Below are 15,958 nucleotides of genomic sequence, written 5' to 3'. Positions count from 1 at the left end.
GGAATGTAGACCATGTTGCCGTCACAAGAATCACTCTGTCGCTACGCCGATGATGTCTCCGCCATCCTCGATGGAGTCAGCATAGATTCGACCGCGTTCTCGGACATAAGTCACGATCTGGCACGCACAGACGTAGTTATTCCGGTAGTCGGAGGATTCAGCGCTGGAAAGAGTTCGCTACTCAACGCGCTGCTCGACCGACCCATTCTACCGGTAGGCCTCACTCCGGAGACGGAATTGGCGACAGAGCTTCGCTACTCGGTCGATGAGCACCTGCTCGCGTGGCGCAGTGATGGGACGAGCGAACGCATGGAACTGGCGAATATCAGCAGCATCAAGACGCGAGCCGCCGAGTTCACGCATCTGCAGGCTTTCATCGATAGTGCCTTCCTGGCTGAGCGCCCGGAACTCGTTCTGGTGGATATGCCAGGGTTTGGATCGTCATTCGCCAACCACGACAAAGCCGTCGCTTACTACCTGCCTCGCGGTGCCCATTTTATTGCGGTAATCAGTGTCGAGGACGGTAACCTTACACATTCGATGACGAGGCAGTTGTCCGAGATTCACGGCCTTGGCCGGTCGTTGACCTTCGTGCTCTCTAAGACCGATCTTCGAGCGGCAGAGGATGTAGAGGCCGTCGCCGAGCTCGTGCGGGATCAGGCCGAGGTCGCGTTCGACGGCCGCGTTGACCTGCACCTATTGGAAAGAGATGCGGGAAAGGGCATGCGTGCTCTCGTTGAGATGCTAGACCCTGACGAGATTGTGCGGAGCGCCTACACCCCCTTGTTGAAGAACGAAACATTGGAAGTCCTCGGCCGCATCAACATCGCCGTTGCCGCCTTCCAGCGCGACGACACTCAGAATCGCAGGCGTCGAGACGAGCTGGCCTCAGGCCTTCAGGCAGTCGAAGCCAAACGCGACGACATCATCAAGGAGATCCAGGGGGCCCGCGTCGATCGGGCGGTCGACAGATGCATGCGCGAAATGACACGCGAGCTTGATCAGGCTCAGGGCGAGTTCGTGCAAGCCGCGATGTCGGGCAGCGCTGACGCCCTCGGCGTCGCAATCACGCAGATCACGCGGAATGTTGTCGGTCGGGTAATGCAAGGCGAACTACGAGATGCGAGCCAGACTATCGCCTCAGCAGTTGCTGGAGCGCTCAAGCCCGTAGGAAGCGGCGCGGCCGAGCCCGCGGGCCTGGGCCAGGAACTCTTGGTGACCGTGCAGAACAGTCTCAAACTGGCAGGTGAGACGCTCAACTCGTGGTCTACCGCGATGTCGAGCCGTAACGCGGCCGAAACGAAGAAACTCAAGGAGGAAATGAACTGGAAGCAAGGGCAGCCGATTCCGAGGGCTGCTTACCAGGGGCTGACGACGGTGCTTGCAGTGACCACTAATGTCGTCACCCCACTAGTCGAGCTGGCTATCATATTCCTGCCCACTATCATCGATTGGGTAAAAGAATCTCGCGCCCGCGATGCCATAGGCCAGCGCATTGCGAATGACATTATTCCTGCTTACATCCGCGGGCTTCGCGATGAATTGCCCGCCATAGTCAGCACGGAGGTCGCCGCACTCGTCGAGGCGGTCACTCAGCGCTTCGAAAACGAGATCGAGGAGCAACGCCGGGCAGTGTCGGAAGCACTTGCGATGTCCAACGCCAGCCAGGGAGGCGCAGCAGTCCAGATCGCCGCCTTGTCGACCGCACGCAATGCCGTGCAACGGTTGGCCAACGAAGTGCTGTACAGCGAGGCTGTCGCATGATGTCGGTTGCTTTGGTCGAAAAAGTACGCAGGCTGCACGCATGGTCCGATACCTACCAAGACGTCATCGGAAGGGATTTTTCTGTCCAGGCATCCAAGCATGGCGTCGATACGCATGACCGGCTCGCCGCGACCATCGCGGGAGCTGAGGATGCGGGGCGCCTCCTGACAATCGGCATCGTCGGTCGAGTAAAGGCTGGTAAATCATCGCTGCTCAACGCCCTGCTGTTCGACGGCAAACCAGTCCTGCCGAAGGCCGCCACGCCGATGACGGCGGCCCTGACCACGCTCGCGTTCGGCGAAACGTTCCGGGCGGAGGTCCAGTACTTTTCCAGTGCTGATCTGGAAAGAATCTCCGGTGACGGAAAGCGCTTTCAAGACAGGCGGAAATTGATTGCCGATGGGATCATCGCCTCTACGTTGTCGCGGGCGCGCGAGAACGCGCAGCCGGCGCCCGACATGAATCGTCTACGTGATCTCGCGGAACGCCAGTCGTTGCGTACTGCGACCGAGGAAGCGCCATCCATGGCGGCGTCCCACGATCAGTGGCGGCGCATTGAAGCGGCGCGTCATGGCGTCGATTCCGAACGGCCCGGCGCGATCGATGGCAGTTCGCCTGAAGACCTGGCGGCACGCCTTATGGACTTTGTTGGTCCCGAGGGCCGGTATATGCCTTTCACCAAGTCTGTCGACATCTATATGCCAATCGAGTGGCTAAAGGATATCCGTATCGTCGACACGCCAGGCATGGATGACCCGGTACAGTCCCGCGAGGAACGTACCCGTCAGCTACTCAAGGATTGCGATGTCATCTTCATCGTGAGCCCAGCGGGCCAGTTCCTGAATCATCGCGATATTGAGGCGATGAGCCTCATCACCCGCAGGGAAGGGGTGAGGCACCTAGCCGTTGTCGCAAGCCAAGTCGATAACCAGCTCTTCGGAAGCGAGAAGCGCGCGACGCCTGAGGCGACCTTAGAGGGCATTAGCTCCGTACTTCGTGGTCACATGAGAGGCACGCTTACTCGGCTCACCGATTCTAATCCCGAGTTCCGCGGTGCCTTTGATGAGCTTATCAACGCGGCTGAAGAAACACTCCTCTGGACGTCGAGTGCATGCCAAGGCCTTGCAACTAGATTTGACGAAACGGACAGCTGGGACTCGACGGATCGTACTGTCTGGCGCAACCTCAGCGAGCACTTTCCCGAATTCTTTGACGAGGGCAATCCAGAAAGAAGCAAAGCCACTCTTCGCTTGCTTTCTAATATCGATCGGCTGAAGGCATCCATCGACGAGGTGCGGAAGCGCAAGGCGGCCCTCATGGCCAGTAAGCTGGATGATCTGGTGACAGCAAAGTCGATCGCTGTGAGAGACCTCAAGTCTGCGCTTAGGCAAGAGGTGGAGAAGCGCAGCGCGGAGCTCGACGCCACAGATGTCAAGGCGCTAAGGGGACAGCGGCTGAAGCTTGAGAACGCCGCCACCAAGGCCGGCCACGCCATCGACGGGGCCTTCGTTGCATGGAAGCACAGCTTCCTTGATGCCATGACAGTAGAGCTCACCAAAGCGCTGGTGACGATTTACGACGAGGCGGTCGAACGGTCTGCCGACGCAAAGCACGTGGTGAAGGGGGAGCGAACCGGCGACGGCGTAGGAAACTGGCTTGCTGACGTTCTCTGGGACGGCGGAAAGGTCAAGACAGAAACGCTCACGGTTTTCCGAGACCAGGCCGTAACGGCCCTGGAACTATTCGCGCGACAACTCAATGACCGAATTATTACCACATCGGAACGCAATGAGACCCGCGCTCGCACCGATATTGAGACGGCGCTGGTCCGAGCCGCAGAGCATCAACTCATTCGGGCTTATGAGATAAGTGGCGGCGCTGATGACGATGATAACGAACTTGCATCTGAGACGATCATCTCGTGGGTTTCCCGGGCAGTGACTGTGGCAGTGAACAGCCTGAAGGTTGATCTCCCTGCGCCGGTAAAGGTAGATCGCAGCTGGCCATCAGAACAGAAACTCGTCGGAAGCGCAGCGAACTCATTTATCGAGGACGTGCGCATGACATTTCTCGCCCTGCGCGACGATGCGACCACGAACATTCATGATTTCGTAGCGAGCATGCACGCATCACTTCCGAAGACGCTTGCACATGTCGTATTCGACGACCTACTGGGGCGAGTCGATTCACTGATCGGACATATTGAGAGCCTCGCCATCAGTCGCGAACGTTTCGCCTTGATGAAGAAGGAGCTTGAGGCGATATGACAGAGAGATTAGTAGCCGGCGAACTGTTCTCCGCACTCGATCGTGTCGGGAAGCCGTTTGTCTGGAAGCGACGCCGGCTCGCCAGCGAGATTCGAACGATCGTACTGGTAATGGACGAACAGGTCACCACCCTGAGCGCGCGGAGGGACGAGTTGCAGGCCAGCCTGGAGGTCTCCCTGCGCAGGGGGGCTGAGCTTCTAACGGAAGTCGAGGCCCTGAGCGACCTTGTAGAGGCGTCCACCCTGCGAACTGCCCACCTGGCCGCGGTACACGACGACCTGGCAAAGAGATTTGCGTCAACGTCAGCCATGTCCACCCTGATAAGCAAGCTTCACGACGCCAAACCCGAGCCAAATCCGGGTGTCGGCGAGTTCAACCGCTTGCTCGCGGACGACTACCTTCGCTTTGCCGACGCAGAGTCGTCACTTGCGGCGGAAGCCAAATCGCTCATGATGCTGCAATCGGTGGCCGGTGAGCTCGAGATGCTCGCCCGCTTTCCCGACATCCACCGACGCCGCATCGTGAGTATAGTCGGCGGTTTTAGCGCAGGAAAGTCCAGTTTCATCAACAGCTTCATCCAGGACGCCGATGTTCGCCTCGCTGAGGGAATCGTACCGGTAACAGTCATTCCTAGTTACGTCATACCAAGTGACCGGTCTGCTATCGAAGCCTGCGCGGCCAGTGGAGGAAAAATCGACCTCGATCCGTCGTTCTACGCCACCCTGTCACATGATCTGGTTCGCTCGATCGGCTTCGACCTGAGCGACCTGATGCCGCTCATGTTTGTCCGAACTCAGTTGAATCCGGAGCTCTTTGAGCATCTTTGCCTCATCGACACACCAGGCTACAACGCCGGCCACGGCGTATCGGAGGGCGGCGCGCGAGACCGTCATCAAGCCTCCAATCTCGCACACCGCGCTGATGAGCTGGTCTGGATGATCGGAATCGACGTAAACGGCGTGATTCCGGAATCCGACATGGCCTTTATATGCGAGATAGGGCACGGACGCCCCATATACGTGGTGCTTAACAAGAGCGATCAGCGTTCAAAAGAAGATATTGAAGAGATCATAGACGCCGTATCGCTTGCTCTCGATCTGCGTGGGATCGATGTCGCAGGTATTAGTGCCTACAGCGCGGCATTGAAGCGAGAACTCGCGTTTATGGGTCTCTCACTGCATGACTTTCTGCGCAAGGCCAATGTGCCCGGCGACGCGGGCTCGTCCCTTGTTAACCGCATCCACGATGTATTCGACATGTACGACGAAGCACTGGAGAGTGACCGCGAGCTTTCTGAACGCCAGCGCATGCTGGTCTCCCGCCTCGATCTCGCCGCTTTCGCATCCGGCGGAACCGAATTCCGCGACAAGATGGCGCCGAACATCACGGAGCTGAAGAAGGCACTGTCCGTAGCGCCTGTGAAAGCTCTTTTTGAGCAGTCGCGTCAGCTGAGAAAATGCTTCGTCGAATGCGTCGAGGTCGTCACCGGTCCGGTGTCGGGCATTTCGCGACCAGTGCGCGCCGAAGCTGTCGCCCCCCTGTCTTGGGCTTCCATGAGTTCCTCGGCCGGCCCCCTAGGCCATGGAGACACTTAGGGCTTAAATATCAGCGCTTCGGGCATTTCGAAGGGTGAATCCACCGGTAGCGTCTGCATAAGCAGCTCGACCAACGGGTAGCTTACCGACAATAAGCAACGCTTAATCTTATACAGGGACAAGAGAATCATGCGGCTGGATCCGAAACATTACACGCTTGCACAACTTCTTCAAGGCAGACTTTTCCGCATTCCTGACTACCAGAGGCCGTATGCGTGGCGGAAACAGCAACGCGACGAACTCTTTTCAGACATCGAAGAAGTGCAGGAGACAGACCAAGATCACTTCATGGCTACGGTGGTTGCGCTCGTTAAGGATAGGCGAAAGATTGTTGCCGACGAGTACACCGCCGTCGACCTTGTCGACGGTCAGCAACGCATCACCACGCTGATTGTCCTGCTGAAGGCAGTCGAGCAGGCACTGGATCTCGACGACAAGGTAGAGTCCAAGATCCGGTCTGAGATCAAGGACCTTCTCGTCAAGACTGACGATCATTCGCTGTTACTGCTTCAGACGAACCACGACAGTACCAATGTGTTCGCCGATTACATCCGATCGGGAGCGTATGGCGCCAACGCCCATACGACTGAGGCCGAGCGAAACCTAATCGACGCCTGCATGGAGTGCCAGAGTTTCGTAACTAGATGGCAAAAGACCTCCACCTTGATTGACCTGGTTTCGATTCTCAGAAATCGGCTATCGATGATCTATCACGAACTGACGGACGAAGCTTCTGTCTACCGCGTATTTGAGGTGTTGAATAGCCGCGGCTTGGACGTTAAGCAGGTTGACAAGGTCAAGAGCCAACTCATGGCGCTCATTTTCTCAAGCGCCAAGGGCGGCGCAATGGAGGAAGCCCTAGACGAGATGCGGGAGATATGGCGGCGCATCTACCGGACGGTCGGCCTTCGCGGGACCCTGGCAGATCAGGCGCTGAGATTTGCCGGCACGCTGCAACTGAGTTACATACCCAATCGCATACTTAGCGAAGAAGATGCGGCGGCGGAGCTTATTCGGGCGGCAGGCAAGGATCTTCCTTCGATCATCAAGGTCGCCCGCATCCTTGAATCGATCGTCGAATCCATCGATAAGCTCGATCAGAATCATCGGATCAAGGCCGTTACTAGTGTCATGCAGGCCAGATTTGCCGCCACCTGCATCGATATACGGAAGTTGGCTGCGAGTGACGCACTTCGCACGATGAAGGCATGGGAGCACGTCACGTTCCTCGTGTATGGTCTCGGTGGATCCGATAAGCGAAAAAAGGTTGGCGAGTACACCCGACTCGGACACGAGATAGTGAATGGATCGATGAGCGCCGATGCCATCTGCGATCGCCTCATAGCGATCCCAGGCAGTGACCATCATATCGACAAGGTCTTAGCAAATGCCGACTGGAGTGACTGCTACTCCGGCTGGGCGGAGCCGCTCCGATATATCCTGTATCGCTACGAGGAGCACCTTTCCAGCAAGCACGGGGAAAAGATCAATGTAGGCGAGTGGAAGAAGATCTGGCAGCAGGATCCCTCAAAATCCATTGAACATATAACTCCTCAGAGCTCAAATCGGAGCTTCATCCACCAACTCGGCAACCTTACGATGTTGCCACCCGGCGTGAATTCGTCGTTGCGCGATAAGTCACCGGCCGACAAGATCAAGGCTTACGAAGATTCCGGCATCCGTGCCACGCGCCATGTCGCCGCGGTCGTTCGCAAAGAAGGTTGGAAAGCGAAGAATGTGGAGACCCGGACCAACGAGATCATCGAGTTCATCCGGGAGGAATGGTCGCTCTGAGTTGATCTCCTCGATCGGTGGGCTGCACTGGATTTATGCGGCCCGCCACCGTCTTCATGAGCGCTGCATCGCGGGCATGTCAATAAAGAAGAACGAATCGCACGCAGCGCGACGGACGTTCTCCTATGACGAAGCCAGGTCGACGCGCCGAAGCGGCTCTTCCGCACAAAAATCGGGCGGAACTCAACTTCGTATCGCGGGTGCCCGCCCAGAGCATTACGGCCGGAGCGCTGGTCCAGCCAATTCTCTGCGGCGATCAATTGCAGCGAGCGGATGCCTAGACGCCCGCCACCCGGGCACATTGAACGCGAACGACCTTACCATCTGCCTTGAGGAGTGCATCGCCCTTGCCGTTTAAGACCTCTGCGCCGGCCTCGTCGATCAAGACCCGGCTTTCCGTTGCGCTCTTAACCCGCAACCCAAGTTGAGCAGGCAGGTTGGACCGCAGATTGGTACTGATGACATCTGCACTTGGTTTTTGCGTAGCGATAATCAGATGGATACCGGAAGCGCGCGCCTTCTGTGCCAGACGCTTCAACTCCTGTTCGATGTCCTTCTTCGATTGGGCATCGTTGGTGAGATCGGCGTACTCGTCAAGAACAATGACCCACCACGGCAACCGCTCATCGGATGGCGCAACGGAGTTGTAGTCGGATATCGTCCTGGTTCCCAGTGCTTTGAAAAGTGCGTATCGCCTCTGCATCTCCTCTACTGCTTCCTTCAAAAGTAACAGGGCGTCCCCATCGTCCCAGCCAATCGTCCCGTGAAGGTACGGACTGCCTTCAAACGGTAGGAGCTCAGTGCCCTTTGGATCTACCAGGAGTAGACGCAGTTCAGAGGCTGCGTAGAAGTGACAGAGACCGAAGAGGATCGTATTCAAGGCTTCAGACTTGCCGCTTCCCGTGGTGCCACCAACGAGAAGATGCGGCGAATTTGACGAACTGAAACATATGCTTATGATCTTTCCGAAGCGATCCTCGCCAAGAGGCGCCTCCAACACGCCGACTGGACGAGTCCAACGACTCCACATCGCCTCGGCGGATACAAAATATCGCTGCGCTGAACTCTTTGGCACGTCAACGGTTACGTAGCCGGCATCAATACCAAAAGCGACGTTCTGCTCTTCGGAAAGACGAAGGCTCAGCTTGAGCGCGGCGGACTTTTCCGAGAGCTTCTTCGGGTCGACCCCATGGCCAGGCTTCACACGGAAGAGTATCGACGCCGGCCCCTCCACGAATGGTACGTCGTCGTCGGGGGCTCTTGAGACCTGGACGTCGTGCTCGGCAAAGCACCCCAAGACCTCGCCGTAAATGCGAAGAAGCTCTTCGTTCGTCATTCGCTTGCGCGCAACGCCATCGGGACCGGGAGAAGCAGATGTCAACGGCCCCGGTGCATGCGAGTCCGTGGCATCCATTGCAAAGTGGCCTGCCGAGGTCGAGTCATTGGGTTCAGTGACCGCTATAGATACTGCGCCAGTCAGTTCTGGGTGAACCGTCGGCTCGAAAGCATGCAGTTCTGCGAGCGCGGGACTCTCAAATAAATTGCTCGGTGATGTGGCGACGAATAGCGCTCTGCCTGCTGCCCGGACGACCGTAATGCCCCGCTCATCCTGAACCTGCTCAGCGGCCTCCAGCTCGTCCCACAGCGTGATGCAGTACAAGCCAGTCAGCGACCTAAGAACGAAACGCCCCTCACGAATACTAGCTCGGATGTCAGCAGGAATTGCCCCTCCTCGCGCCCTCTCTTCTGCCGTTACGCCAAACGCCTGCCTCGCCTCAACAGCTGTGGATTCCATTGCTGCCAAAATCCGCTCATTCCACATCTCGGAGTCGATTCTATCCTTTGTCGATTGATGGCTAAGAACGCCAGAGAAGAACGAAACGCCCCGAAGGACTTGCTCGACACCATGTGCGTCATACTGTTGACGAAGCTTTCCCTCCAGGACAAGGACGTCGAGAAGGACGCTACCGTCATCTGCCCGTTCAAAACAGAAGCGACACATGTCAGGGCGCACTTGCCCTTGGCCTCCGAACCAAGTTGCGTGATCATCGAGACTCAGCCAGACGCGAAATCCATCCTTAGGCGTTGCAGGGTACAGCCTCTCGGCGGTGGATCGAGCGACATACAGTCCGAGGATCTCCTCTGTCACCCGCGAAATCCCCATGGCGCGAAGCGCTAGGTGAGGCGCAATGCGACGCGTCTCATCATATATCTGAGCTGCCAGAATCGGCAGGACTAACGAAGCATCTGCTTCCCTATCATGGGGTACAAGCCTGCCAAGCTTTCTCGAGATCCGAGACTCAATAAGGCGACGACCCGAGCTCGACGACACTATCAACGTGCTCAATCCATTGTTACCGATCTGGTCCTGGATGCTAAGAACATCTGGCGCACCGGCCTCTGTCGATTCGATCTGCTGTCGAGAAATATGGCGCTCCAGAGTAATCACCCAATGCGAAGCTTGATGTAGCGCATTGAACAACCTCGCAGAGTCTTCAAAGTTCACTCGAAGCTCGACGAAATCTATATTCTCGGGTTGATCCGGCGCGACCGGACGGGTCCTGTTCGCACGGACGACAAGTGTCGACCAAGCCTCCAAGAGTGGATCTGGGTCGCGCGGACGCATGACAACCGAAATGGAGCCTCCGTCACCTTGCTTATCGAGGCGAACTGGTCGATCAAGAAGCGGATCGAACCGGCCCGGTCGCGCACTCGGCGCTTCCGTGTTCGGCTGACAAAGCACACTATCCTGCAGGATATGCGTAACTATCGAGAGGTCAAATTCGGCGTCACCAATGGCACCCGCGATGTCACCGCCGCGATCGAACTCAACGAAGGTCAGATCGAAGCGAGGAAATAGGCCAGCGCGTTTGCCGATGCTATCCGAGGAGTCAAGCTGCTCGAACTTTCGAGCGATCGTCTCCCAACGACCTTTAGGCGCTGCGACTGTCATGGACGCCCTCATACGACGCCATCGGCCGCGGGCGGTCAGCTCGAGCAAAGTCGCAGGGAAGTCGTCCGACGAGGGAAGCACAGCGAGCATCGAGAGACCAGCCTCCTTATATGGGTGGGCCTCTAAATACTTCGTAACCTGTCCCGCAATACTGTCTAACGCGTACCGATCGGACGAGACGTCTGTTACGTCATCGTCCAGCGCCCCGAACTCTTCGAACCAACCGGCCTCTCCCTTGGCATAGAGAAGAGTGCCTTGCTCATCCGCAGCGACGGCCGGCGATTCGTGAGGAGAATGATCCTCCAACCAAGCCAGGTAGTCTGAGCCGTCTGAATCGGAGAACTTGAGGTCACCCGAAAGACAGGCAACCGATAGGTCGACGCATCGCCCCAGATAGCTCGCCAACCACCTAAGCCTGATCGGGTGGGTCGGCAGCATTACTCTTCGGCCGTCGGGACCGACGACAACAAAGTCTGTCGTCAAGAAAGCGTCCATCTCCGGGATATGCCGCCCGTTGGGAACATAGGTTTCCCTGGCCCGTTCGAGATTACCCAGCCAACGGTCGCCATATACGTTCAGTATTTCGGCACTCAAACCCTCGCCGGCTACCGCTGAACGAAGCCACTCTCTGTCTCTAACAACCTCGAGACAGAGCGAGTCGAGAGTGAGCGTCGAGTTACTCTTCAGCGAGGCCAAACTAGCGATGCGCTGCACGTACCGTAGGTGCCACTGAGCGGGATCATCCTCAGCTGTCACCCTCAAGCTTCCCATTGTCGAACTCAACGGAGACTGCGCATCGACAACAAGCAGCCAGAACATCGCATGGAGGCCCATCGAATCGCTAGCCCATCGAACCTGATCGGCCACTTCTATCACGCTACCGCCGCTGCCAAACGCAGTGAATCGAAGCGCCAGCTCCTCCCACTCTATTGCCGCCTCCTCTTCATCGTCACCCGCATCTGCATCAGGTTCGACGATTAAGCTCGGGATTGGCCGCTGCCGCACAAGGTCCTCGGATAGCACCAGCTCGCAGGACGAGGGAAGGCCTTCGATGCTTCCTTGAATCGCCCTGAGGCTACCCGCAAAAAGAAACGTAAAGAGACCGAGGGAGGGTGAGTCCGTTCGAACATCTGCGGAAAGCTGTACTTCGATCCGCGCAACCCTCTCGCCTGCCACGGCCGCCTGGTTATAGAAACGCACCAATTCGATGCACGGGTTGAAGAACCGCCGAACTCTAGGGGTCGCAACACGTTCGACCAAGCGTTTTGTGGCTGCGGTGAGGAGATCAAAGATCCGTGCATCTCCAGGGACCAATGGCTCGGCCACCATAAGCCTTTCAGCGTCGGACTGAATCTTCGCATTAAGGCCCGTGACCACATCCAAGGCTAAAAGCTCGGCTGATCGACTCGCGCCGACCAATGAAATTTCATTAGTGACGCGATCGCCGAGGGGTTGGCCAACGCTATCTAGCGCAAAGAGCTGCTCAAAGATAAAGAAGTCAATGAGTCTCAGCTTTTCAGTTGAAGGCCCTTGCACGTAATCTGCGCAAAGACTTCTGAGCCGAACTTGCTCCGCTTCTGCTAATGGAAGTCCCGACTGGTTATTGAACTTCGTCTCTCGAATTCGCTTGACCAACATGTCGGCATCGAGATCACCGGATGGGCTAGATAGGTCGGCCAACCGCGAGTTCGTCGTCAGTCGACGCTTCGTCCTGGCGTCGGACACTGTCGAGCGCCAGTTCATATCTGGGAACAATCCCAACAGCCAAAGATTGCTTCCAATCAGAGTCGTTGCTGCCTCGGCATCAAAAGCTTGGGCGCTGGATCGCCATTGTGTAGAGACAGCTTCGGCGAACGTTGCGAAGCGTCGAACTGGTATCGGAATCAGTTCAGGGTGAAGTATTGAAAGGAGCTCCTTAATCAAGGACACCAACAGGCGAGGAGCCTTCTCGCCGGATCCTGATCCGCCCGTGACACCCCATGCCATCTGAACAATCAGCTCTGGAACCGAGTCCTCTCCTGCAGCCGACTTGTCGAAACTTCCGTCAAGAAAGTTGCTGTCACGCAGAGTAAAGATATTCTGCAGGCCCTGCTCGTCGCTTTGAACTCTGGTCTCAAGGTAAACGAGACCACCTGGGTTATTGTTCCGGTAATAAGTGATCGATCGACCAGGCTCTGCAACGAAGGCGTCGGGAATTGCACCGCCCGCTGATTCCGCCGAAACTAGACGAACATTCTCCATGCTCGGGCGACTGGAGACTGCGGGCCAGAGATTCACGAAGTGGCCGACCTCTTCTGCGAGCAGATTCTTTACTCGAAAGCATCTGTGGCTCGCGTCTTCCGTCTCTTTGAGAACATGTACCGCAATTGCAAGGGCCGTCCTTGCGATGGTCCGATAGCTCATTGCACAGCTCCTGCCGCGACCATTCGGGTCGCATCCGAATAGACTCTTAGCATCCCGGTGGCGCGGATTCGCTCTGCCAAGGCTCTCTCGTTCTCTTCAAAAATTGTGGCGTCGAACGTGTCCAGCAAGCTAGCCGATTCAGCAGCGCTTCTACCTATCACCAGTTGGCATCGACCGAACAACCAATCACCCGCAAAAGATTCAAACTCGCGTTCCTCCCCCTCGCAAACGGAAGCCATCACCAAGCTCTCAATTGCGTCGAGCTTCAGAGTAAAGTGACGGCGGCCCTTTGCAGAATTCAGAAGCCCGCAAGTGCTAGCCGTGCTCGCAAAGAATCCTTTGATTTGGCCAAGCTGACTGGCATTGAGCTTGGAGCCCAGCTTGACTGAAGCAGCGAGCGACGCCTCTCCTATCACTGAAAGCGACTCCTTAAGCGACCGCTGGGCGGCTCGTCGCAGCTGCGCATGCTCTCCGGCGCAATCCAGAATAATTCCCTTATAGGACGCGTTGACGTATCGCGAACTCTCTGATGCCTGCAAGAGCACAATCCAGATACCTGTCCAGCTCATCAGCGCACGAACACGCTGAACGGAGGGCAGACCGACGTAACTTAGTATGTTTGCGACGCCGTCTCGGTAGAGCTCGGTCCACCTACTCTCGACAACGACCGACTTCCGCTCGATGACGTCTTCGACCGGGTCACTGTCCACGTATCCTTGCGCGCGAAGCACTGCCGCGATGCGATCGAGCGGCGAGTCATCGTGCAGAGGGTAGAGAAGATTGAAGCCGTCTTGGATGGCCTGGCGCCGCCCTACATTCGGGTCCTTGCGTAGCACAGTGAACGCGTACGCTCCACCGCCGCGCAGATAGATCCGCTCGGCAGACACTTCTTCGCCTTTCGCTCGATATCTTACTCTTGCATCCCAATGCACCAATGAGCGCGAATAGGGAAAGAAATGTGTTCTCCCCCAACTCTTTGCTTTCACGACGTTAGGAGTTGGGAGCTCTAAGCACCGAAAGAGCTTACCTACAGCAACTTCGGTGTGCTCATCAAGGATGACGTTCCGCCGGACGGCCTCAGTGAGGCCGCCGTCACGAATTAACCTTCTGGCAAAGTCATGTGCGACACGACGAACTTGCACGATGTCACCTGACGGCAGCGGCCCATCAAGCGACGTAACGACAAGATTTATCAACTCAAGGCCGGGGTAGAAACCTGAGCCGTCAATGACAAAGGTCCCGCCGAATAGCTCAGTGGTCACTTCCGGAGCAGCTGGCGCCGAGCTCATGACACACCCCCTACTTGGACAACGCCCATGTCAAGCGACACGTTCTGAACGGCCCCATTGATGAATAGGGAAACCTGAGGCTCACCGGCTTTGCCGCGGTCCGCCAACGTTCCCAGGAAGGACCGCACTCTTCTAAGTTGACTTGCGTAGAAATCTTCCGAGACAAGGCCTGATGCCGCCCTTGCCAGACACTCAAACGCTAGAAGATCCAATTGAAGATCGGCGATGCCGCCGGATGCATCTTCCACGCGAAGAACGATAAAGCGATCGATCCAGTCGACTGACTTCTCAATCGGCCACTCTCGGTGCTCGCGCATCCACGCTTCCCCGGAAGGAATGAGTGTTAACGCGCTCGTCGGCAGGCGCCTTGCAATAATTGCCGCGTCAACACTCGCACGCCCGAACGCCGGATCAACGAGATGAAGCATCGTCTCCGTCCGAGAGAGACGCAGCCCCTGAACGGCGTGAAGGCCCGCGACAATCAAGTTTTTCAGTTTAATTGTGACTTGGGCAGACAGGCGACCAGCAACCAAGTCAAGGAACTCACCACCAAACCTGAAACCGAGGCGCGCTAATAGCTCGCTCGCGGTGGTCTCGTCGTCAAAGAAAGACCGTCGCCTGAGAGCTGCAACTACAGTGCCACATAGCGCGGACTCACGTAGCAGGTCCGAATGGCTCTGCGGATTTCCGATAACCTCATCGATCCCAAGAGCGCCATCTACCGGATAAGCCCTACCGGGGTAGCTAAACTGCAGGTCTAGTTCGCCTTCCTTAAAGGAATGCCCTTCGTTCAGAAGTCGCTCGTCTAATGAGCGGTTCGCCACCGCGCCCGGATCCAGAGTCTCGAGGGCGGTCAGGATCGGTATTCCCTTGTGAAGTCGGTCGCGGGGAATTGTGGGAACGCGTGCGAATATCGCGTTATAGAAACTATAGTCAGTTTGCCAGCCTGGGGCGCTTCCCCGACTGTGAACGTCTGTGCACGTCAGACCGCCGGTGATTGCGTACGAGACCAACATAAGCATCTCTCGGATGGTTATGACGTGCCCCAAACGCTCAACCGTTGCGCACAGTTCTTCCAGTTTCCCCACGCGGCGAGGCGACAGCTCCGCGTCCTCCGCCAAGAGGTATCGATTCCGACGTATAGGACACACACTCTCGGATTGGCAGCTTCCGCACGCCGACTGGCCCCATCTGCGACCGTCGCCCACCCATCTCTCAAGGGTCCGACGGACCAAACTCGCTTCAGGCGGAGTTACCGCTGCGACGGATTGGTAGTTCAGGTTAATTACGTGGATTTTACCGTCGGCTGACGCCACGCCCGTCACGAAGCTCTGTTTGAAGAGCTCCCGGATCGTCCTGGCCACTGAGCCAGCCGATGGCTGATTCAGAACCGCCCGAAGTCGACCCTCGTTCGCGCAGACTATCAACGCCTCACCGTAATGCGTTGGCGCGCCTTCAAGGTACCGAGCGGCCATCTCGGGTGCCGTCTCGGAGAAGTCCTTGTGAATCCGCAACCTTTCTGATGAACCAAGAACGTTACTCAAGATCGCTGATTCACCGTCACAGGCAGAATTCAGCAGCGCGCGTGCCTCGTGACCTGAGTATCCGAGATGCTCTTGCAGAAGACGCCGACACATATGGGTCTTTCCGTGACCAGCGTCGCCCGTGAGAACGATGCAGGTCGCACCTGAGAAAAGAGCCTTCTTGGCGTAATCGATCGCTACAGTATCCAAGTCAAGGGCATCGTCCTCTGTCTGATACTCCTCGTAGATCTGATCATGAGCGGCACTGAAGGGTAAAAATCTACCCAATCTCGTGACATGGCCGTTCACCTTGAATGACCGATCGATCTGCATGTTGATCTCCCCCTTGGAAATCATTAGTTACGATTCT

The 15,958-nt window shown here is 56.9% G+C and carries 7 protein-coding genes; 4 read left to right on the top strand and 3 right to left on the bottom strand.

What is annotated here, in order from left to right; genetic code table 11:
• Nucleotides 1–12: 12 nt before the first annotated feature.
• From HB634_RS17115 to HB634_RS17100, 4 genes are all read left to right on the top strand, one after another.
• On the top strand, nt 13–1,764 hold the full coding sequence (locus HB634_RS17115; RefSeq protein ID WP_213949465.1) for a dynamin family protein: 1,752 nt from the start codon (nt 13–15) through the stop codon (nt 1,762–1,764).
• Complete coding sequence (locus tag HB634_RS17110; RefSeq protein WP_213949464.1) at nt 1,761–4,031, top strand: dynamin family protein; 2,271 nt, start codon at nt 1,761–1,763, stop codon at nt 4,029–4,031. Before HB634_RS17115 ends, HB634_RS17110 begins: the two co-directional genes overlap by 4 nt.
• Nucleotides 4,028–5,626 carry a GTPase gene (locus HB634_RS17105; RefSeq protein ID WP_213949463.1) on the top strand — a complete coding sequence of 533 codons (1,599 nt, stop codon included), beginning with the start codon at nt 4,028–4,030 and terminating at the stop codon, nt 5,624–5,626. Before HB634_RS17110 ends, HB634_RS17105 begins: the two co-directional genes overlap by 4 nt.
• 129 nt (nt 5,627–5,755) lie before the next feature.
• Nucleotides 5,756–7,420 (top strand): DUF262 domain-containing protein, encoded by a 1,665-nt coding sequence (locus HB634_RS17100; RefSeq protein ID WP_213949462.1) that lies wholly within the window; start codon nt 5,756–5,758, stop codon nt 7,418–7,420.
• A 277-nt stretch (nt 7,421–7,697) separates the two neighbouring features.
• Here the strand turns inward: HB634_RS17100 and HB634_RS17095 are convergent, their stop codons facing one another.
• Genes HB634_RS17095 through HB634_RS17085 form a run of 3 tightly spaced genes read right to left on the bottom strand, consistent with a single transcriptional unit; the run spans nt 7,698 to nt 15,921 of the window.
• Nucleotides 7,698–12,776: an FtsK/SpoIIIE domain-containing protein gene (locus HB634_RS17095; RefSeq protein ID WP_213949461.1), complete on the bottom strand. Its 5,079-nt coding sequence runs from the start codon at nt 12,774–12,776 to the stop codon at nt 7,698–7,700.
• On the bottom strand, nt 12,773–14,065 hold the full coding sequence (locus tag HB634_RS17090) for a hypothetical protein (RefSeq protein ID WP_213949460.1): 1,293 nt from the start codon (nt 14,063–14,065) through the stop codon (nt 12,773–12,775). The genes HB634_RS17095 and HB634_RS17090 overlap by 4 nt, the downstream gene beginning before the upstream one ends.
• A complete protein-coding gene (locus HB634_RS17085; protein ID WP_213949459.1) occupies nt 14,062–15,921 on the bottom strand; it encodes an ATP-binding protein in 1,860 nt (619 codons plus the stop codon). Before HB634_RS17085 ends, HB634_RS17090 begins: the two co-directional genes overlap by 4 nt.
• Nucleotides 15,922–15,958 lie beyond the last annotated feature (37 nt).

This window comes from Luteibacter sp. dw_328, assembly GCF_018449605.1.
GTDB lineage: Bacteria > Pseudomonadota > Gammaproteobacteria > Xanthomonadales > Rhodanobacteraceae > Luteibacter.
This window is presented reverse-complemented; position numbering and strand designations above follow the sequence as displayed.